The organism is Paenibacillus apii, from assembly GCF_011043685.1.
GTDB classification, from domain to species: Bacteria; Bacillota; Bacilli; order Paenibacillales; family Paenibacillaceae; genus Paenibacillus_AQ; species Paenibacillus_AQ sabinae.
Genome location: NZ_JAAKGU010000008.1, coordinates 223,989 through 246,527 on the forward strand (window position 1 = coordinate 223,989; position 22,539 = coordinate 246,527).

Genomic DNA, 22,539 nt, shown 5'->3' on the forward strand with positions numbered 1-22,539 from the left:
ATATAGTACGAACCAAGAGAGTAAAAGGTTCAATTGATTTCAAAAAAAGTATATTCCTTCCTATCGAAATAGAGGTGGAAGAAAAAAAAAGCATGCCTATTCCCCGGATTCGGGACATAGACATGCCTCTAGTGATGTGTTATACGGCTTTTAGGAAGAGCTCCAATTCATTGGCCACGACGAACAAGCTTGCACGGTCTTCAAATTCCTTGCGTGACTCCGGCATGGGAAGAAGCTTGTGATACTGTCTTATTTTGCATAAATCTTCATGGAGATCAGGACTCCATCCGGACTGGCGAAGACGTGCGCTCAGGGTAAACAGGAATTCTCCGATTCTCTCCCGCTGCTCCATTTGAACGGTAATCCGGGATAAGTATGGTATCATCCGGGTAAGCGCGTCGTACTGCTGTTCTCTCTTCTCAAAATAAGGCGAATACACTTCATCCTTGCCAAGAATATGGTTCTCGTTATAGAGCAGTACCAGCGATTTGGCCCTTTTAAACACATCCGAAAGCCGCTGCATGGCCTTGACATCACATGGCCTGTTCCCATCCCTCAAATAAGCGGCGATTTCCTGCAATTGAGCCTGAAACAGCAGCTCGACCTCATCCTTACAGCGATTCAGCTGCCGCTCGATGTTCGGCATATAGGCGTTGATGATCAGCGCCGTGCCGAGGCCTACCAGAATTACGAGAAACTCGTTGGCAAAAAACGCAAGAGACGCCTCCTTATGCATATAGACATGCATCACGATGACCGAGCTGCTGGCGATCCCCTCCTGAATCCGAAGCCGGACACATAGCGGGATAAAGAGCAGCATTAGAATCAGAAACGAATACGGATAATATCCAAAGATGAAGAAGACACCGCTCGCGAAGAACATGCTGATGAGACAAGCGAAAAACCGGCTTACCGCCGCTTGTATGGATTTACGGCGCGATTTCTGAATGCACAGAAGCGTAAGGATACCGGACGAAGAAAAATACTGCAGCTGCAATAGCTGGGACACCATGACGGAGAGGCTGACGCCAACTGCCGTTTTGAGTGTCCGCAGTCCGATTTTCACCCTAGGCAGCCTCCATTTTAACCGATGAATTCTGCTGTTTATATCCATCCTCTCCATTTCGCCGCATCGACCATTTTCTTCAACCCGACGATATAAGCGGCCAATCTCATATCGACCTTCTCTTTCCGGGAAGTCTCGTAAATCGAATAGAAAGAGGAAATCAGAATGTTTTGCAGCTTGTGGATGATTTCATTCTCCTCCCAATAGTACCCCTGATTGTTCTGTACCCACTCAAAATAGGATACAACGACTCCTCCCGCACTCGCCAAAACGTCCGGAACGATCAAAATCCCTCTTTCGGTCAACACTTTCGTGGCATGCGCCGTTGTCGGCCCATTCGCTGCCTCGATGACGATTTTTGCCTGGATATGGTCCGCGTTGGCTTCGGTAATCTGGTTCTCAATCGCGGCAGGAATTAAAATATCACATGGCTGAACCAATAATTCTTCATTGGTGATCCGGCTTTGGAATAAATGCGTAACCGTTCCAAAGGAGTCCCGTCTGTCCAGCAAATCGTCAATATCCAGTCCATCCGGATCGTACAAGGCTCCATAAGCATCGGAAATTCCGACGATTCTCGCCCCGGCATCATACAGAAATTTGGCCAGAAAGCTGCCTGCGTTTCCGAATCCCTGGATAATTACCCTGGAGTCTTCAACCGCGATTCCAAGAACTTTGCAAGCTTCCTTCAGAACGATGGTTACACCAAGTGCCGTCGATGATTCTCTTCCCTGCGATCCGCCGAGCACCAGAGGCTTGCCGGTAATGAAGCCGGGAGAGTCGAATTCACGAATCCGGCTGTATTCATCCATCATCCAGGCCATCACTTGAGAATTGGTGTAGACGTCAGGAGCCGGGATGTCTTTGGTCGGACCGACAATCTGGCTGACGGCCCGCACATATCCGCGGCTTAACAGCTCAAGCTCCCGGGGGGACATGGACCGCGGATCGCACCTTACACCGCCTTTGCCGCCTCCGTACGGCAGATTGGTGATGCCGCATTTCATGCTCATCCACATGGAGAGCGCCTTGACTTCCTCTTCCGTAACGTCAGGATGAAACCGGACGCCGCCTTTGGTCGGACCGACCGCATCATTATGCTGAGCGCGATACCCGGTAAACACTTTAATTTGCCCGTTATCCATTTTGACAGGAATGCGAACCGTTAATATTCGAAGGGGCTCCTTCAATAGATCGTAACAGGATTCATCGCAGCCCATGATTTGAAGGGCTTCCTGTATGACTTGCTGTGTTCTTTGAAGAACGCCTTCCTGGGGTTCCTTCGTTTTCTCAAGGATTTGTGGACTCATCACGGTTCTCCTTTACCTCCTTCAATTTAGGCGGCGTCTTGGGCAGTTTCTTTGGACTTCAAATACTTCTTCGCCTGCTCGGCGTCAAACTTGCCTTCCCATTTTGAAATAACCACGGTGGCCAGGCTGTTGCCCAGCACATTAACGACCGTCCGCGCCATATCCATAATCCGGTCGATTCCGGCAATAAAGGCCAGTCCTTCCGGGGGAATTCCCACAGAACCGAGTGTTGCAAGCAGAACAACAAACGAGACGCCAGGAACGCCCGCGATCCCTTTGGAGGTAACCATTAGTACGAGCATCAACGTAATTTGGGCGGTCAGGGACATGTCGATTCCGTACATTTGCGCAATGAACAGCGCCGCTAGAGCCTGATACAACGTAGACCCGTCCAGATTAAACGAATAGCCGGTGGGAACGACGAAAGAGGTAATCGCTTTGGGACATCCGAACTTTTCCATTTTCTCGATGATTTTGGGCATGACGGTCTCTGAGCTAGCGGTGGAATAGGCAAGAATCAGCTCATCCTTAAGCAGCTTGACGATGGTAAAAATGCTTGTCCCGCACAGTTTGGCGATGATTCCGAGCACCACGATGATGAAGAACGCCATGGATAGGTAGACAGCAAATACAAGCTTACCCAGCGGGATTAGAGAAGCGATCCCGAATTTCGATACGGTTACGCCGATTAACGCAAAGACGCCAAACGGAGCGAATTTCATAATTTGATTGGTGAGCTGGAACATCGCCTCCATGACCCCATGAAAAAACTGGAGCACCGGCTTGCCTTTATCTCCAATGGCAGCAACGCCAAGACCAAACATAACGGAGAAAAAGATGATGGCCAGCATATCCCCTCTCGCCAGAGCATCGACAATATTGCTTGGAACGATGTTGACAAAGGTGTCGGCAAAGCTGTGGCTGCTGACTGCTTCTGCGGAATTCATGTATTTATGAACATCGGTTTTGGCCAGATGAGACATATCCACCCCCGATCCCGGATGCAGCAGATTGGCTGCGGCCAGTCCGACGATGATGGCAACAGTCGTCACAATTTCAAAATAGAGGATCGTTTTTCCGCCCAATTTGCCGAGCTGCTTAACGCTCCCGGTTCCCGCCACGCCGACAATAAGCGAAGACACGACGATGGGAATGACGATCATTTTGATCAGCCGGATAAAGATATCGCCAACAGGCATTAGAAACTTTTCAATGGATGGATTCCCGTAAAACAATGCTCCTGCCGTAATCCCTAATGCAAGTCCGATCAGTATTTGCCAGGCCAGTCCTATTCTTTTCATTGAATCACTCCTTAAATCGTCAAGATGTTATCATAAGTCACATTAATGTTTACATCGTAAACCTGCATCTACTGAAATCTACAAAAATGGACAACAAAAAAATTAAATCATGTAATTTAAACTGACATGTTCTAAAATTGCATAAAAGCGGCCCATTTGATGCTACAATATGAACCATCCTATAAATATCATTTTTTCAGATTTGGAAGTGTTTCGTATTGAAAACCAATATCGCTGCGTTTGTCCTTATGCTGATTGTGGTTCCCCTGGCCGGGGAGCTAAAATTCTTTCCTTTTCATGATGAATTTCGGGTAAGCCTGGGGATTCCCATATTTTTCTTTTTCCTGTTATGGATTCAAAGAATCCCTCCTGCCTTATCCGGATTCCTGGTCGGTATAGTCGTTGTCGCCTTCCGCGTCATTTTGGACTCTTTGATTCCGGGGGATGTTTCCTTCGAAACGCTGTATCTGAAGCATTTTCCGGCATTCTTTTATTACCTGGCGTATGCGGCATTATTCCAGCTCCTTCGGTTAAACCAGGTTCCTTACCGGCCGGTACGGGTCGGGGTTCTAAGCATCTTTACCGAAATCTTTGCCAATCTGGTTGAGTTCGCCGTTCGGCACACTAATGAAATGGGCCAGATCAATTTAGCGGTATTGGGCAAGCTGCTGGTCATCGCGGTCATTCGCAGTTTTTTTGTGCTCGGCTTCTTCAATCTCATTCAGTTGCGCCAGTCCGTCTTGGGCGAAGAGCAGCAGCGCAAAGAAAAGGAACGTATTCTACTGCTTGTGTCGAATTTATATGAAGAATCGGTTCAATTGAAAAAAACGCTGCAATTCGCGGAAGATATTACGAGAGATGGCTACGAATTGTACCGTCAACTGCAGCAAGTTCATTCTCTGGATGAGTTGGACCCTTTAGCGCGGAAAGCGCTCAGTATTTCAGGACAGGTCCATGAAATCAAAAAAGACAATCAGCGAATCTACGCCGGACTTTCCAAGCTGATCGCAGACGAAGGAACGGCGGACTATATGGATCTTGCGGATATCACGCGGCTCATTGTCCGGACGAATGATAAATACGCAGAATCTTTAGGCAAAACGATTCAATTCAGCATCCGGCTGAACAATACGTTTCCTCCCCTGCACGTGTACACCCTGTTATCTTTAATGAACAATCTGACGGCAAATGCGGTGGAGGCCATTCCCAAGGAAGGGGCCATTGCCATTTCGGCCCGCCGTACAGACGATAAGATTGAAATTCAGGTCCGCGATAACGGGCCGGGCATTCCAGATAAGAAAAAAAAGCGGGTCTTTACACCGGGATACACGTCAAAGTATGATATTTCGGGAAAACCCTCTACTGGAATAGGACTGTACTATATCCGGGAGGTCGTCACGGAGCTTCAGGGGGAGATTGAATTGCAGGATGACCCGGAAACCGGAGAAACGGTATTTACTCTGCTGTTTCCGATCGATCCGTTAACCCAGAAAGGATGACAGCATGCGTTTTTTTATCGTAGATGACGATGAGGGAGTTCGCTCCATGTTGGCTGATATCATTGAAGACTACGGCCTGGGAGAAGTTGTCGGCGAACTCGCAGACGGCTCGAATCTAAGTCATGATCTGCTTGAGCTGAAGAAAGTCGATGTTCTGATGATTGATTTATTGATGCCGATTCGGGACGGCATTCAGACGATTCGGGCAATAGGCCAGGACTTCAACGGCAAAATTATTATGATCTCGCAAATTGAATCGAAGGATATGATTGGCGAGGCTTACTCGCTGGGGGTGGAGTACTATATCACCAAACCGATTAACCGTCTTGAGATTCTGGAGGTCATTCGAAAAGTAATGGACCATCTGCGGCTGCAAAAGTCGATGAGCGACATTCAGAGAACAATTCAAGGCTTGCAGATCGTAAGCTCTGCGAAGAACCAGCAGCCAGCGGATGCCGAGAACAAGATCGTGACGTCCGGCCATTTTATGCTGTCTGAACTGGGAATGATCGGGGAAGCGGGAAGCAAAGACGTATTAGAGATGCTGGAGGTTCTGTATCAGCTGGATTTGGAAAGCGGCGAGTCTTCCTTTACGTTCCCTTCACTTAAAGATATTTTTAGAAGCATCGCCGCAAAAAGACTTGGCCACCGGACGTCCTCCGCTGAGCTGAACAAGGAAATCAAAGCCTCGGAGCAGCGGGTGCGCCGGGCCATTTTTCAGACGCTGACCCATGTGGCCTCCCTCGGCTTAACCGATTACTCACATCCAAAATTCGAGAATTATGCTTCAAAATTTTTCGATTTCACCGAAATCCGTAAACGGATGCTGGAACTGCAAAATGAAGTGGAACCTTCCCAATCCCAGGTGCGGATCAACACGAAAAAATTTATCCAGGTGCTCTATGTGGAAACGAAACGGTCGATGAGTTAATTAAACTTCCACCCTCCTCTATTAGGCCATGTACGACCGTGAAACTGAAAATTCTTATCTTTTTAAAAAAATCCGCGCTCAGCGCGGATTTTTTTGGTTTACGGCGTTACTCTTCTATTCAAATAATTCCGCCATTTTCCAGCCGATGGTCTGCGTGTGGGCTGGTTTGGACGGATCGGTCCACAGCTTAGAAGCCGTCTCGTCAATAGCGGACAATCCCTTGGAGAGATCCGCGCCAACCGCTTGCAGTCCGTCGTTGATCAAACCGCCTGCACCGTAGCCTGCGGAGAAGGCCATACCGACAGGTCCGGCAAATCCGGCCAGACCGGCCACGGTATCGGCGCTCTTATGGAATCGCTCGCTGCCCGTTTGGGCTGTAGTGGCTGCGTAGGCGTCGCCGGCAACAAATGCCGCAGCGACGACAGGCATCACTTTGCCTGCTTTTGAAGCGACTTTTGCCAGCGGTTCGAGCGCCTCGGCACCTTTTTTAAGCACGCTGCCCGTCTTGGCTGCAAGCCCCGCCACGGGCTTCAAAGCGTCGGCCCCTTTCTCAACCGCTGATCCCAATTTTGAGGCCAGACCTTTATTTTGCATCAATTTCTTATACATGTCGGCAAATTTGGCCTCCAGCTCATGCAAACGGAAATGACCGGTGCCTTTAACTCCCGCCTGGCCCGTCGTCATAATCAATCCGCTTGCATCCAGCGCATCATGAGGCATTTCCGCCAAGCCTCCTCCGAAATGGTGAACCTGCACGCCGTCCATCGCAATACCGGCTTCCTTCGCCAGCTTCCCGAAGACCGTTCGAACCTTTGAGTAGGTTTCCCGCGCGTAATTTATCGCTGTTCCCTGCTGCCGGTTAGAGCCCATGCCTTTCGTATTTTTCAAATGCTCCACTTTGTCGCGGAACAGCTTCATCAGTTCGTTCGGGGCCTTTCCCTGAAACTCCTTTCCTAATACCTCGTTGACAGCCTTGCTCCATAAATCCCCCATCTTCTGATTGATGGGATCGCCCAGAAACCCGATGTTCACATTTGGCGGCTTCAGCTCGTTGGTTCCGTTCGGATCGATCAGCTTGACCGGATTGGAGGATACGTATCGGTACAAATTGGACCCGTCAATCAACAGCTTCGGGTCGCAACTGATCCAGCGCGCCAGCCAGGCGGCATAATATCTTGAACCGTGGTATTGCAGCCCGCTTTCTTCGTCCCGTTCTTTTCCGGTATACCGATACCGCTTGGGCGCCTCGTTCTGATTTCGGACCGACTGAAAGGATGTGCTTCCGTAGGGCGTAAACTCTTCATAGGTGATGATCTGCCCCGTATGATCCAGCTCCAGATGGGCGGAGCCGAGATGATTCCCGATTTGATAACGGATAAGCCGGGCGGGTAGATCCTCCGCACCTTCCGTTCGCGTTTCGACCAAGGCCATTCGCTGTTTACCGTCCATGATATGCAGAGATTCCCGCTCAAACTCGATCGTGTCCCCATCCCCCGCGAATTCACGGTAAATTTCAAAAGGACCCAGGTAAATGCGCTCCTTCCACCGGGTTGGCTGCACTCCGGGAGCGGCATACCGTTCCGTTACCTTCCGCACCCGCTGACCGCCGGCATCGTACGTATACCACGTGATTTCCGGCGTGGCGCCGCTATCTGCAGATACCGCCTGCCTTGATGTCGCCCGAAGCTGATCCAGCTCGTTCCACTGCATGAAGGGCAAATGGGGCATAGAGGTCATATTTCCGCGCATTCCAGCTGAGCCTTCGTACTTGTAAAGCTCCGCCGATGCACTGGTAGCCGTGCTGCTCAGCCGATTGCTTACCTTGTCTTCCTGCAGGAGACTCTGCTCCTGATAGCCAAAGCTCCGGGTCCATCCCGGGTGCGCCGGATCACTGCCGCGATGCTGCATGCTGAGCAGATTGCCGACAGCATCGTACACATACCGTTCGATAAAGGTCCCCATCGCGTTTCCATCGGAAGGATGGGCAAGCCGGGAATGGAATTCGCTCAAGGCATCGGGAGCGGTCGGACCGGCAGACGATCCTCCAATCTGCCCGAGATGTTCTCTCCCCGCCGCTTCAACCAACCGGTTTAGAGCGTCATACGTGTAACGGGATGAAGGCTCCACCCTCCGGTTAAGGAAAAAGACGGCTTGCTGCGCATCGTCCCGTATGGACATGATATTGCCGGCAGGATCGTAGGTGTAATGCAGATGCTGCAATTCACAGCCTGGCCAATCCGGCCGGGGCGGCTGCGGACAGTCCCCGGGAAAAATGAGTTTATCCCGAATCGTACGCATCCCGATGAGACGAAACGTGAACGGATCATATTCGAGCAGAGACTGTACTCCGTTACCGTAGGAGATATGGGTGCGCTGACCTTTTGCATTGTAATCAATGTTGGCTACAAAGGGGGTCCAGGTGCTTTCCCCGTCCTGCTCCTCCCCGCGCAAATTCGCTTCAACAGCGTTTAACAGATTGGCTTCATTATATGACGGGCGGATGATGCTGGAATCGGGAGCCGTGATCTGGATCGCCCGGTTCAGTGCGTCGTAACGGGTGCGAGTCTCGTAACTTTCCGCCTCCAGCAAAACGTCTAAAGCCCAGTTCAGCGTCGTTTTATATTCGGCGGCAAGCTCCCGCCTGCTGCGGAGCAGATTCCCTTTAAAGTCGTATTCGTCGTTTCGGAGCAGCCCGGCTTGATCGTAAGACAGGATTTTTTTTCCGCGCTGGTTGAATCGTTCCGGTTCCGGCATGGACTCGCCGTACACGATGCGGCCTGTCATAACCGTAGGACTGTCGCCTACGCTATGATAAGTTTCGATCGCGCGGCCCAGCACGTCGTAAACCGTCCGGCTTTGTACGCTGCCGCTGCTCCATGTGCGGACCGGTCTTTTTCCTACGTCATATAGGGTCCACCGCTCTCCTGCCTCCATGCTCGATTCGGATATTGTGGTGCCGAGCATATCATAGGCGCTGTGCATGACGGTTCGCCCTGCGGCATCGATTACTTCCCGGATATTCCCTTCAATATCGTATACTGTGCGGCTTTCGAAAAACTCCTCGTCCGACGGCGCGTCTGGAGGTGAATCGCTTCGTTTGCACCGGTTGTGCTCCACAGTAAGGAATGTGCGCCCCAGGGAATCAAAATAACGCGCCCCCGGCGTATTCGCATGCACGCTTGCTTTGACAGCCGCTTCCTGTTCATCGGGTCCAAGCAGTCCCTCTGCCCGCTGGCCGTACCAGGTAGGCAGGTACTCCGTCTCCGGCAATCGCCTGAAGTAATCCCCGGCATCCGAATCATTCGCGGGGTCCAGCAGCAGCGTGTCGCTTCCATCCCACGAGGTCTGCTTCCACGGACTGTAGACTTCCTTCTTCCACGTCCTGTCCGGATACAGCACGGCTGCGACACGGCCTGCCGGGTCGTAGAAATTCACGGGACTTACTCCGATTCGGACATCGCGATCAAAGCTGGGGGTGTCCGTAAAGAAAGGCTCAAATTGCCGAACAGGCTTTCCTTTATTGTTGTACACCGTCCACCCAGAGCCCACCCAGCGGGGAAACACCTCTTCCGCACTCAGCACAGGCTGGCCGCCTGCCGTCAGGATGTGTCCCGACGCCGGATCTCTTAACGGGACCTGACCGGGCTCCGCCTGAATTTTCTTTTGAATCTCACGGCCAAAGCCGTCCGAATATAGAAAGCTGTAATGCAGGGCCGTTTGCTCACCCGCAGCCAAATCGGAATCATGGGTCACCCGCGACAGGGTATATACGACAGGCGGCTCCGGAACGGACTGATCCATGGTCCGCATATAAGCGAACCAATCATAGATGATGCGGCTTGTTGCTCTTTGGAGCACGGCATGGGGAGCTGCAAGCGGCGACTTCAACTGCCTGAGCGCCTCTGCTTGCGTTAACTCCGCCGCAAAGCCTTCGAGGGTATCCCCCTGACTTGGCAGATCTTCCGGCTTGCCCATTACGGCAGATCCTGTGACCATGCCGAGCGCATCATATACGACAGCCGAGCAGTTGCGGTTCGGGTCCATGACCAGCGCAGGCTTCAGCACGCGGTAATCGTGACCGGATGGAACCGGCTCCATGGCCGGGTCCGTAGGCCTTAGCCCAACGGTCATGCGGCTGCCGAGCGGATCGCAGGTTTCCGTGACCAGCAAATCGTAGCGGTCATAGCTTATGATGGTCTCTGCGCTCCGCCCCTCCCGGTGGAGGGGGTCTCTAAAGCGCTCAGGAAGGAAGAAATGCGCTGAAGCATAGGCCAGCTCCTCCTCCGGAGCATCGGACGACGAGGGCGAATAATAGACTTGCTCTGACGGAATCCAGAAGCCGGACTCTTCCTCGAGCCGGACATAGCGTCCCTCGTCCAAAAGCATAGCTTCCTCGGCCCACCTGCCGTAAACAGCTTCCAGCAATCCGGGGGTGAAAGCGAGCCGATAGCTGCCGTAAGGCAGCGCCAGGGCCTCAAGCTGCCCGGCAGGAAGAGGGCCCGTCAAGTCATCGCGGCGATACAGCGTCTTCACATGCTCGATCATGCGCAAGGTTAGCGTGTCTGGTGAAGACCCGCTGCCCACCTCATAGTCGATCGGGACGGCACCAGCCCATGCCAACTCCAGATCGGCAAGTTGAAACCGGAGCTGGCCGCTCCGCAGCTGCAATCCAGTCAGCTCGTAGCTGCGAATTTCACTTGGGAGCGGGGCACGATAATCATCTGCAGCGGTGACGGGAGTAGTGTACAGGTTATCTGTTAGCACCACTGTTATCCTGCTCTGCTCGATTTGATCCCGTGGCGCAAGCTCCGGGTCCGGCTGCCTGCGGCCGTAGCTTACGACAGCGAGCTTCGTTTCGTTCCCGTAGTCATCTGTTTCCATGACGATGGAATGAAGCGTTCGCGGATCTTGCGGATTCCGCTCATAGTTGAAGCTGATTTGTTCCCGGGAATGCGTAACAAATATCGCAGATTGCTCCCCCTGCCGGGCTTGCAGCAGCTTAACTGTATAATTATGCTCCGTCACGGTATAAGGATGGCTCTCCTTATCAGTGCCGTCCAAAGCATACACTTCCTGCCTCAGCAGCATGCCTTTAAGCGCCCGGCAGGCCTCCCGCTCCTCTTCCGGCGATAATCCTTCCGGCAAAACGAATTCTTCCAGAAGGAGCTGCCTCGCCCCGGCCTCCGTCATTTCCGGTTCGCGGTAATACTCGTGTTCGGCGAAGTAGGCGCTCAGGCGGTAACGGTCCAGATAGGCGCCGGTATGATACCAGGAACGGGTCAGGACCGGGGGAACATGGGAATCATATGACTCGTTCGTTCCTTCGGGAAAGAAATCCGCATTCCCTCCCGAGCTGCCGTAGGCTTCCGAGTCCCACTGCTCCACCATCCCGAAGCCACGGAATTCCCGCTCGTATCCGTCAAAGTAACCGTGGCGGTACGCATACCTTGTGGCAAAACGATTACCGCTGATCCGGTCGAATGTCTCGACTTTTTCGACGACATGAACAGGAAAAGGCAGCTTCGTCACCCACGGATTGCCTTCCTGCTGGGCAGCGAGATAAAACTTCGTAGATGAAGCGTAATGAATCCGGGTTTCAGCCCCGAGGTTGTTCGCTGTCCGAACGAGTAACTGCGGCTTCTGCCCGCCGGTCAAGTCAATATAACAGATCGGTCTGCCCATGGAATTCTCTAATGAGGATGACCAGACCAGGCAGGAGGTGCCATTCCCAAGCAGGTCGATAACGGAAACCGAAGCATGGCTGTGCACTGAAGGCAGCCCGGTAATGGCTCTTGGCCCGCTCCACCTGTTGCCGGACTGATTGTAATAGACGTGGATATCATTCTGGCCCAGGTACAGGATATCGGTTAATCCCGAACCGTCGATATCCGCGAGACGAAGACGGTCTGGACGGAAAGCGTCAGGGTGATCGAACCATGGGCAATCGGCCATCGTAATTTTCGCGCCAAAACGCCCGTAGCCCAAATTGGGCCAATAGCAGATCTCGCCGTTTCGGATGCGTACAAGATCGGCGAGTCCGTCTCCGCTCATATCCGCAAGGAAGACGGATTTCGCGCCGTCCGCAGTCACGAGACGAGGATCGCTGTCCTGAACCGAATCGGGATAGACCTGCTTGGCTGCGCCAAACCCTTTCTTGGCGAGGGAAGGAGACCAGGTGAATACGTCTTCGCCCATCACAAGAAGGTCGGCATGCCCGTCGCCGTCCAGATCGACGAAATGCAGGTTCGGGTCATCCCAGCGGATGTTAGGCAGCTGGAGAAAAGGCTGGAACCGGCTCCACTCCCCCGACTCCGCACGTTCGTGATAGCCGGGAGTCGGCCCGGAGAAAGCAACGGCCTCCAGACGGCCGTTGCCATCCAGATCCAGCAGTTGAAGCCTGCCCCCGGCAAGCTCTCCAAAGGCAGGCTTGGAGGCCACTTTCATCAGGGAGCCGAACTGTCCTTCCCCCTCATTCGGTTTGTAGAACCAGCCTCCCGCTTGCTCGGTTAAAATGCCCGAAACTCCCTCACCCTCCAAATCCACCCATTGATAGGCACCGCTTAAACCGGCTGGAAGGTTCTCCAGACTGCTCTCCGGAAGCTCCCGCAATTCGTCTTGAATGACTGCCCGGCTGTACTCCAATTCAATCGGAGGCAGAGATTTGCACAGATACGTATAACGTCCGAAGATTGTTTCCCGTTCTCCCACTCCCTCCTCGCGAATATACCCGGATTGGGTTACCGTGCACAGGATGGAGCCGAAGCGGGTGCTTCCCGGATGCGAAAGCTCTTCTTCCGGTGATAGGGGCGAGCCTGTTGCGGATGCAGATAGGTCATTGTATTCGAAGGTTGTGGAACGGACCAGGCTAGGCTCCGGTCCGAGCTCCTCGAAGCGGTGAAATATCAAGATCCGGCGGCATCTCCGGTACGTGCGGATCTCAAATCCCGCCCGGTAGGAGGAGGTCACATCCGGCCTGACGGACCATGCCCGCTCCGGCGTCACAGAAGCAACAACCATCCGTTCTTCCCCAAGCCCGGGAGACGCAGGTCCAATCTCTTCAACATGGCCTTCGTCATAGTCGAAGACAACCTCAAACAACCAATCCGTCTTGGACAAATCCGGTTCTATAAGCCGCGAAGTCCGGTTTCCATACTTCACACGCTTCAGGTACCTGGCTGTTCCCCGCTCCCGGTTCCGCTCGCTGACTAACGTCAAATCCACGTTCCGGCTGTCTTCTTCCGCATACTCGTAAACCATCGCATTACCCTTGGAATCATAGCTTTCGCAGATGAGCCAGGAGTAAATGCGGTCTTCCGTTCCGGGCTCGGTAATCCGGCTGGTTGGTGTCTGCCCGTAAATCGCTGTAATGTTCTCCCGGCTGATCGTCCGCCAATGCACCTGACCGTTGGACAAGCGGGTCCACCGTTCGATCCGGCTGAACAATCCCTCTGTACGCGGCCGATAATACCGGATGCGATAATCGCCGTCCGTGGCGGCCGCTCCTTCCGGCGGCTCCTTTAGCGGAACAAGATCCTCCGCGCCGGACAGCAGAAACACATCCGAGTCTTCCGCATCGTTATATTGGGGCAGGCCTTTATCGGTCTTACGTGTAATGGATGGCAAATTCAGCTGCCAACCCAGCCCAAAAATACCGTTTCCCGATCCGGAGCTGTAAGAAAGCTTCAGGTCCGGTTCAAAGCCGGCTCTTCCGGGGCTGGTGTAGACCGGGATACTGAAGGAGGCTGTACCAGTTGCTGGCTGCACAGAGAACTTTTCGCCGATTCCCCGCATGGCTCCTCCGCCTTTTGGCATGGATATGGCAGGCGGCTTCAGGTCTCCTCCGGGTGGCTTCGGGGCGGATGAAGCTGGCGCGCTTCCTGGCGTGGCTGACAATCCAGACATGCAATCTCTCCTCTCTTATGAAACATGCGAAGCGGTCCTTTAAGGGCCGCCTCGCATGTCTAATGGCTTCTGCAAGCAGTTATTTGGCGTTGTAATGAATGACAAGCCACAGATCTTCGATCATCTGGCTGTTGATCCGTTCATGGGTCACGCTGCCATCGGTAACTCTGACCCGGTAAGGCTCAGCCAGCCCGGCAATGTTCTCTTCCGCCGCGGCAATGGTCCACTCGCCTAGACCGGAAGCCGTTCCTTCCACTCTGCCGTGCGGAACACCGCCGAACGCCGGATCGCTTAACAGCTCGGCTGATAGCATATCCGTCCGGCCCGGCGCATACAGCCCAAGCCGCAGCGGACTGCCATCTCCGTATGAACGCGCATCATTCTTCCACTTCACGAACAGCTCCACATCCGAGATCTCAACCGTCTTCCCTCTTTGCCGGTATGGAAGCATTTGATCGGCAAGCCCGATCTCCAAGCGTTGGCCGTCCTGCGCTTCCGCCGGGTGCACAAAGCGGTGCCATTCCGCCGGGAACTGGGTCCGGCAGGAAAACAGCAGCACGCGGTTATCCTGCAAGACAGCCTCGACCACTTCATTCAATACGGCCGTCTTCAGCCCTTCCCCGCCTTCTCTTGCCGTGTATCTGAGATGAATGACCACATCGGCAACCGTGTCGGTGTCAAAGCTGTTGCATGCCTTCGGCAGCACCAGCTTCCAGCGGCTGACCGCTCCGGCGCCTTCAAACGGGAGATACCGCTCATCCCGGAGATTCGTTTCAAACATGCCGCTGTCATTCTGGGCGCTGCTCGTTGTAATGGCTTGATTGATCCCGTACTGATCCAGGAAACGTCCATCCTCGGCCGATTGCCGTTCATATTTCCCGCCTAGCAGTTGGGCGCTCTTGCGGATGGAGCTTTGCAGCAGGGTCAACGTACAGTTGACGCTGGTGTATGGACCGGTCACGCAAGGAATGGACAAGCCGACGGACTTGATTCTTCTCATGAAGTGACCGGGATAATCCATATCGAGAAGCCGTTCCGGCAGCTCGATCAGACATTCGCCGGTCTCTTTCAGCCGGGCCAAAGCGAGCGGATCAAGCAGGGCAACCGATACATGCTTCGTTATCTCATATTCGCGCTTGTTCAGCTCCAGGTAGGCCATGCTGAGACGCTTCAAATCGCCCATCAGCCGTTCGCCCGCCAGGAGGCCTTTTTTCATGCTGTCCCAGTGGCCGAACTTGATATAGGTTTTATCCGTGCCGAGCTCGAATTGGAACGCCCGTTCCGCGCGCTTCGCCGTATCGTAGGCAAACTGGTAGCTCTGGAAAAACAACGCGGAGGTCTGGGCAACCATCCAGTCATACAGCTCCGAATTGGTAAATTTACTCTGCATCGCCTTATGGACTTCCATCGTATTGCGCACTTGAAGCTCTTGATTCTTAAGCTCCTTCTCCGTAATGGACAACCGGATTTCCGCTGCGAGAATCTGCTTTTCCAGCTGCTTAAGCTCCATATTGGCCATCTGGGCCTGATGCTTCCATTCCATATTGCGGCGTTCGTACCCGGCTAGGGTTCCGCTGCGTCCCGCTTTATAGTTGTCCTGATTGGATAAATGATTCAGGTAACGGGCGTAAGCTTGCAGACCGGTTGAAATGTTGGTTCCTCCGAGCTGTGCCGTCAGGACAGGACTCGCGACGCCGGATGTTCCGATGGTGACGTTCGGGATCTGGGAAGCGAGCTGTGCGGCGATTTCATAATGCATGATTTGCTCGGACCGCTTGTTGGCCTCTTCGAGCTTCTGCAATTGCTCATCTTCCTCTTGGATGGTGTAGGGCTGCTCCTTATAATACAGCTCCCTCTCTATCACCATCTCCCGCTGGCGGTACAGCGCTTCAAGCGACTCCCGGCTCTCCGCCGCCTGCTTCCGTTTGATATCGATGACCGCTTGATGCAGGGAAACCTCATGGCTTGAACGGAGAATCGACAGCTTCTCCGAGTCCCGCTTCTCGAGAGCAGTCAGCAACGCCGAGCCAAAAGCCTTCACTTCCCCGCACAGCTCTTCCGCCTTATGCGCCATCGTCTGGTACCGGTACTCAGGAAGCTTGGCGTTCACTTCCTCAACCACACTGCCGACGTCCAGCCCGGCCGCCGCTGCCCGGGTCAACAGCCCGGGGTCCACAGGCGACTGGAACAGAGACAGCTGTCTGACTGTTCCGTCAATGCTCATGCTGTTGCGGATTTTATAGAGCCTGTCAGCAACGGTATCCCAATAACCTAGCAATTTATCGTTCGGCGGGATACTGAAATACAAGGCGCTTCCCAGCGACAGCAGTCCTGCGTCCAATCTCTCTCCGCCGTATGCATATGCCGCGCTCGGCATCCAATTCTCCAGCTGGACAAGCGCATTGGAGAACGAATCCAGCTCTGGTTGCAGGTCTGTAAAGGATTTGCTCCCCATCTTGGAACGGGCGCTTCCAATGCGCGGGCGTTCGCCAAGCAGTTCCTGCGCAAGCAGATATAGCTGCGTCGCCTCGTTAATCGCTTCAATCGTGTCCTGACGGAACAGCTGGTCAGCCCAGGCGATCAAGTTATCCAAGTACTTCATAACTACGAGCTTCTGGTAAGAAGAAATCCGGATGCGGGCAATCAGATGCGGGTTGAACGGATTGCTCTTCCAGGCGGCAATCAGCTTCTCGAACTCCAGCTTCCGGTTTAGCGTCTCCGGGTCCGTCCCCTCATAGTGGAGCAGCATCATATACTCCCGCAGCGTTGTCGAAGCGTCATTTTGCCGGAAAGGAAGAAGTTTCCAGTATCCTTTGGTCTCCGGTGAAGAATCCGTCGGGTCAAAGATATAGTGGAACCACCGCTGGGCCTCTTCAAACTGCTGATTTTTGCTGAGCCGGTCGGCCAGAAGCAATGGCGTATGGAAAAAGATTTCCCAGTTATATACGGAGTACGGTCCATACACGGAAAAATCCACATTTTCCTTCGGGAACGGACGGCTGACGCACCCGGTAAAACCGTAATCGTTCGGCTCGGTCAACGGCTGGTACTCCGCTTCAAAGAATTCCTTCTCCATGCTCTGCGTTTGCGGGCTCAAGAGGCCGTCAATCCCCACATTGTTGAGCTTCTCCACGAAGGAGGTCACGTAAGGATGAAATGCCGTATGGAACAAAAGATAGCTGCCCCCGTAAGGCGAATTCAGCGAGAGTCCGAACCCGCCAGCCATCAGCCTGTTATATTCGAGCAAGGACGTTTTATACGGCGTTGAAGTCACGAACAGCACGCGCTTTGCATCCTGATAGAAGAAGGGACGGCTGCCGTCAAACCATAGGTTGTTTTGAGGGAAGACGATTTTGAAAGTGTCGTTGTAATAAATCACATCCTCCCTGTTGTATCCGCCGTCATTGTTATCAATGGGGATAACGACACGTCCCGACCCTTCGTTGAAGGGGCTGATGGCATTGTTATATACATCCGTGGCATCCGGGAGCGGGTAACGTTTGCCCAGTATGCCGGAATATACCGGATACACATTCACTCGGCCATCCGGGTTGTTCAGCTTGAAATAAAACAGCCTCGAATACAGGGAATACCCGTTATAGTGAATGATGGCTTCGATAATTAAGCTGTTCTCCTCGTCAATATAGGAGTGAAACGCGATATTTTCCTTATTGTACCGCTGCGTCATATCGAGATTGGCGTTCGTCACCGTCTTGGGGGACCAGCTTCCAAAGCGGTATTCGCTCCACGCGAGCCCGACCTGCAGGAACTTTTGCGGCTTCTCCCCTGATGGACTCAGCACATCCGGCGTTTTGGCCACTTCCTTGAAGATCGGCCAGAAGAGATAGAGCCGGCTTTTGTACAGAACGGGAATCAGATGCTCTCCTTCAATATCCGTGTCGACCTTCTCCCATGCGGTCCATGTCAGGCCGTTCTCAAACCGGCGGTAGTAGTAAATATGCGGGCTGTTCTGCGTCCGTCCAAACACATGAAGGATATCGGTAAAAATTCCGTTTCCGTGATCCTCGTATTGATGGAACATGGCGGCGATATCGAGCCGTGACACCCGGTCCAGCTTCTCCATGTAATTCATAAAGGAGGCTTCCGCGCGCTCGAGCTTCGCTTCGTTTTCCATGAACTCTTTTTGCAGCTCGGTGAAAAAAGGAGACTTATTGTCGCGCAGCTCTGGCTCCAGCCAGTTCTCCGGATACAAGAATATCTTCCTGTTGGCTTCCCAAATCCGGTAATTCCGGATTTTCTTCCAGTCTTCCGCAGCCTCATGCGACAGGTGAACCTCCGGCTCCAGATTCATCAGGCAGCGCTGCACAAACAGCTGTACCGATGAGATCGCCTGCTTGATCCGGGAGGTTTCCTGCATGGGCCCCATTTCCACGTCGATAAGAAAGTAAGCGAATAAATCCTCGGTCCGTTTGGTGTAATAAAAATCATGCTTGAGATACGCGATCAGCGCCGAGCGCTGCTGCTCGCGCAGGCGGTTTTTCAGCGATTTAGCAACGGACAGCCATTGCTGCTCGTCGTACTTCGCTTTGAGTGCCCGCCTGATGCTCCGGGTCTCGTACTCGCTTATGCCGGAGACCGTCCATCTCTTCGCTTCGACAACAGGAACATTGAGCCGCTGCATCAGCGATAGCCCTTCCGCTAGTCTCAGGAGCCACCGCTCATCCCGGTAATCCTGCGGGTAGTTAAGGTGGAGCAGATGCAGCCCCGCCCATTGCTTGATGTCGTCCGTCTCCCAGCCCGTAAGCTCCGCCAAGCCTGTAAACAGCTCCTCCGGGACCTCCGGTTCCGATGAACGGCTGTCTACCAGCTTAAACAATTCCGTCCAGCGGCTGCTGCCGGAGGCGTAACGATCCCGCCAGTCAACCAGCAGCTTGATTCTGGCGATTGAACCGCCGTCTATGAACAGCAGTTCTGTAGGCTCTGTCGGAATGGCGTCCCAATCGGGCCAACCGGGGCTGCCCGACTTAGTAATGAAGAAATTCATCTCTTCATCCTGAAGCCCGAGCTTTGCGGCCAAGGAGGCGGCTTTCGCCAGCTTCAGGACCGACTGGAACAATCGGGGGAAGCCTTCCAGAGTTACCGGTCCCTCACTGCCTACGAATGCCGGGTCCAGAAAGGCTTCCAGCAGCGGGATTTCGGGAGCCGAGGGAACCGTAAGGCAAGCCGTCGTCAGCTTTATGATGAGCCCGGCATTCAGCTGCGTAAATTCGCTGAGACGTCTGGTCACAGCCGATTGACTTAAAGCTTCCACAGTCTCGGCGGAATCGGCCTCTCCCGCGATTTCGCTCAGTTCGCTGCGTAGAGCGGTCAGCAATTCCGCAATCTCCGGCTCGGAAGGCGCCCCCTCTTTTCCTTCGTGACGGAGGATGTACAGCAGTTCTCCGGCTGATAATCCGGCCTCTAACACAAGGTGGCACAGATTGACATACCTCGCCGTGTTTTGAACGCTGGAGGCGCCTCCGGTAAAAGGCGACGCCGGAATAAGCTTGATCCAGCCCGTGTAATCGGTGATGGAAAGTCCCATCGCCTTTGCAAGCCCGGTATGGGCGTACAGCAGCGACAGATTGCCGAGCGTCAGCCGGTCGTCAGGCAGGCAGGCGGCTATAAGTAAACGAAGCTCATCGCCGGATAAGTGAAAGGCGGCAAGCAGCGTCGATTGGTGCTCCTCCAGGTAGCCGGTCGTATCGGCCAATTCGTCGCGTTCCGGCTCACGCAGCAGGAAGGCCGAATCAACCTGCTGGGACACCGTCTTATTCAGGAATAAGCGCTCATACAGGCTGACGGATTGCCCATAAGCGGGAGTAGTCTCGATTTTACCCCACCAATAGACCAGCTCCTGCGCGGGAACCTGCAGTTCGTCCGCCAAGCGGAACACTTCAGACAGCCGGATGATAAAGCTCTCATCCAATATTTGTCCGCCAAGCGCGGACAGCAAATGGTCCAGCTGGCTGATCGACCAGTTCTTCAGCTTGCGGAGCAGCCGGACGAACCGGTGAATGCGGTCAAGCGCCCCTTCGGACAGGTTCAGCACGGCTGCCGATTGAACCGAACAAGTGGACGGGTCTGTATCGAGGCTCAGCTCTCCTGTGGGATTAATATAGGAAGCGCCAAGCAGCTCTTCCACCTCAGCAAAGGACAACCCCGTCCGTTCCAATAACAGCGGTGCTCTGCTCATCGCCTGAACCCAGGTTTCAAGCCCGACATTGCTCTCCGCAAAACCGTACATATAATGGAGCGGCTTGCCCTCTGGACGAAGCCCTGTGATAATGCTGCAATCCGCAGGATCGAGCTTCAGCGTTTCAACTGCAATAGCCAGCTCCGTGCCGGGGATTTCCGCGGATGCGTTCAAGGGCCGGAAGGCTTCCATTAGCTTCACGCGGGGCATATTCATTTGCTCCAAATAGGTACGGGCTTCTTCATGCCACAGGGAAAACGGCAGCAGGAACGGGTACACCTTCTGAGACAGCCGATTATAGGCGCCTGCATTCACATGCTCCGGCTGGGCGCCAAGCTCTTCGCTGGTACCGGTTGTCTGGGTCACTGGAACGGCCGTTTCCGGTGATACGGCATTCTCCAGCAGCTCATTGACCAAGTCGATATAAGGCAGCGTAATATTCGTATTCTCGCAGGACAGTTCCAGCCGCCCGATATCCGGACGGCGTCCAAACAGCGTTTGAAGAGCGGTCCCCCCTGCCGCAGATGGCGTCTTGGACAGCATTTGAAGAAGATCGACCAGATAGGCCGCCGGACTGTATACGGTACGGCAATGCTCGCAATCGCACCATTCCAGCTCTCCGAACATCTCGCTCCAATCCGGAAGCGATGCCGTTAAGGCCATGGCCTCCGCCGAATTGGCCGTAGTGGCGCTGAATTGCACCGACCGTGCCGCTTCCTGGATCTGCCCGAACACAGCCAAAGCCGTAGAGGTTACGGATACGGCTTTGTTGTAAATATCTCCGGCGGCTCCCACTCCGCCAACCTTATCCGCATAACCGGATACAAAAGACTCCCTGCTAAACCTGGCAATCCCGAGCGAAGAGTGAATCCCATCCTCCAAGAGCACCTTCATCGGAGCATAGGAGGGCGTCAGCCGAAAGATGCGCTGCATACTTTTCAAGCGGTTGGTCAAACGGCCGGCCGGCACTGGTCCGCTCTGTTCCATAACGCCCCGCTGCTGCTCTCCACTCTTCGACTGCTTCAAGAACGTATCCACGGACGAAGTCTTCAAATCAAAATCCGGGTGGTTCTGAAGGAATTCCAGCACTTCATCCCGCAGCTCAAAATTGCCGTCAGCCTTCAGATTTCGTATAACAGCCTGTGTGGGGAATACTTGATCCAATGTCTGAATGACTTCGGCAGCCACGTGTGCAACAGCCGGTTTAATTCGGACGGCACGCTCCGCATGCACCGCTTCGATTTCCTCCTGATCGAGCAGTTCTTGCCACTCTTCCTCGTTCCACAAGGCAAGCTCGTGCAGCTCTGCCGAATGGCCCGGATTCGCCTCATCCAGCTTGCTCAATATCGCATTCACCAAAGGCAAATCTCCCTGCGTCAGCTCCTTCAGCTGCAAGATCAGCCGGATTCGGGCTTCATGGCCGGATAACTCGGGATCTTCTTTGAGCAGGCGCCATAATGATACCGGGTCGCCTGTGTACCCTAGGACCAGCTCACGGAGTCTGTTTTGCGCTGAATTTCCTAATGCCGCAGCCTTCAGAAAATCACCGATTCCGCCCTCCTTAACTCCTGACCTTAGCAATTGGCCCGCTTCCGCGCCGGATAACAGAAGCTCCGGCAGCCTCTCAAGAAACAGCGGGATCGCTTCTTTAGAAAATGGCGGGATCAAGCCCTCATCCTCCGCCGATTCCAGTGCTGCGCGCAGCTTCTCTCCCGGGATGGATAAGAGTCTGTACAGCTCCAAAGGAACCTCTTTCCGGGATAAGCCGTAGAGCAGCGCCTCCGGCAGGTCAAGCTCCTTGGCAGCGGTCCATGCCCGAACATAATGACGGATCGGGTCCGGCTCTATTTTGCTTTCTTTTGACAAATACAGAAGGTCCTCTTCGCTCAGGCTGCCCGGCTGCTCATTGTGGAGAAGTTCCGTCAAGCTGCTCAAGAGCTGTTCATACTCCGACTGCCCCTCATCAAGCTTAAGTTCGACGGTTAAATTTACGACTTCCTCCGGCCCTGCCTGAATAAGAACCTGGGATTCGGCTCTGTGCCGGCCGTCAGCTCCAACCAAACGGATCAGGAGATTGACATTGCTGCCGGGAGACGATGGATAGAAGATCTCGTAATGCCCCTCATCATCCGTGAAGCCTTCTCCAAGCTTGCTTTCGCTTCTGAATTTCTTGTTATACGCGGCCACTTTGACATGCTTTGCGGGTTTTCCGTTCGTCAGTTGGATGATGCCTCTGATGGTACATGCATTCGTGAGAATCTCCATATGGGCTATAAATCCTCCTTCAATAACGTTAACGTTGCTTCATTTTTTGCCAGAGTAAAGATATCATAA

Annotated in this window: 7 protein-coding genes; 2 read left to right on the forward strand and 5 right to left on the reverse strand. The window is 53.7% G+C overall.

Going from position 1 to position 22,539, the window contains the following annotated elements; all coding sequences use genetic code 11:
• Positions 1 to 139 precede the first annotated feature (139 nt).
• The 3 genes from G5B47_RS17640 to G5B47_RS17650 are packed head-to-tail and all read right to left on the reverse strand — an operon-like array spanning position 140 to position 3,677.
• Positions 140 to 1,066, reverse strand: coding sequence for an aromatic acid exporter family protein (locus G5B47_RS17640; protein ID WP_165100679.1), 927 nt, complete (start codon positions 1,064 to 1,066; stop codon positions 140 to 142).
• Positions 1,067 to 1,104: 38 nt separating this feature from the next.
• Complete coding sequence (locus tag G5B47_RS17645; protein ID WP_165100682.1) at positions 1,105 to 2,376, reverse strand: Glu/Leu/Phe/Val family dehydrogenase; 1,272 nt, start codon at positions 2,374 to 2,376, stop codon at positions 1,105 to 1,107.
• A 26-nt stretch (positions 2,377 to 2,402) separates the two neighbouring features.
• Entirely contained in the window at positions 2,403 to 3,677 is a 1,275-nt protein-coding gene (locus tag G5B47_RS17650; RefSeq protein ID WP_165100685.1) for a cation:dicarboxylate symporter family transporter, read from the reverse strand.
• A 218-nt stretch (positions 3,678 to 3,895) separates the two neighbouring features.
• Between G5B47_RS17650 and G5B47_RS17655 the strand changes: the two genes are divergently transcribed.
• A complete protein-coding gene (locus G5B47_RS17655) occupies positions 3,896 to 5,176 on the forward strand; it encodes a sensor histidine kinase (protein ID WP_235950024.1) in 1,281 nt (426 codons plus the stop codon).
• Between the two features lie 4 nt (positions 5,177 to 5,180).
• The gene (locus tag G5B47_RS17660) at positions 5,181 to 6,107 is read left to right on the forward strand and encodes a response regulator (protein ID WP_165100687.1); all 927 of its coding nucleotides are present in this window, start codon (positions 5,181 to 5,183) and stop codon (positions 6,105 to 6,107) included.
• Between the two features lie 114 nt (positions 6,108 to 6,221).
• On the opposite strand, the gene G5B47_RS17665 is transcribed toward G5B47_RS17660, so the two are convergent.
• Together G5B47_RS17665 and G5B47_RS17670 are read right to left on the reverse strand one after the other, a co-directional pair.
• Positions 6,222 to 14,009, reverse strand: a complete 7,788-nt coding sequence (locus G5B47_RS17665) for a SpvB/TcaC N-terminal domain-containing protein (protein WP_165100689.1) — start codon at positions 14,007 to 14,009, stop codon at positions 6,222 to 6,224.
• Between the two features lie 79 nt (positions 14,010 to 14,088).
• Positions 14,089 to 22,470 carry a Tc toxin subunit A-related protein gene (locus tag G5B47_RS17670; RefSeq protein ID WP_165100692.1) on the reverse strand — a complete coding sequence of 2,794 codons (8,382 nt, stop codon included), beginning with the start codon at positions 22,468 to 22,470 and terminating at the stop codon, positions 14,089 to 14,091.
• Positions 22,471 to 22,539 lie beyond the last annotated feature (69 nt).

Coding starts and splice junctions, on each gene's coding strand:
- G5B47_RS17645 (WP_165100682.1), bottom strand. CDS start 2,376: ATGAGTCCACAAATCCTTGAGAAAACGAAGGAACCCCAGGAAGGCGTT.
- G5B47_RS17650 (WP_165100685.1), bottom strand. CDS start 3,677: ATGAAAAGAATAGGACTGGCCTGGCAAATACTGATCGGACTTGCATTA.
- G5B47_RS17660 (WP_165100687.1), top strand. CDS start 5,181: ATGCGTTTTTTTATCGTAGATGACGATGAGGGAGTTCGCTCCATGTTG.
- G5B47_RS17665 (WP_165100689.1), bottom strand. CDS start 14,009: ATGTCTGGATTGTCAGCCACGCCAGGAAGCGCGCCAGCTTCATCCGCC.
- G5B47_RS17670 (WP_165100692.1), bottom strand. CDS start 22,470: ATGGAGATTCTCACGAATGCATGTACCATCAGAGGCATCATCCAACTG.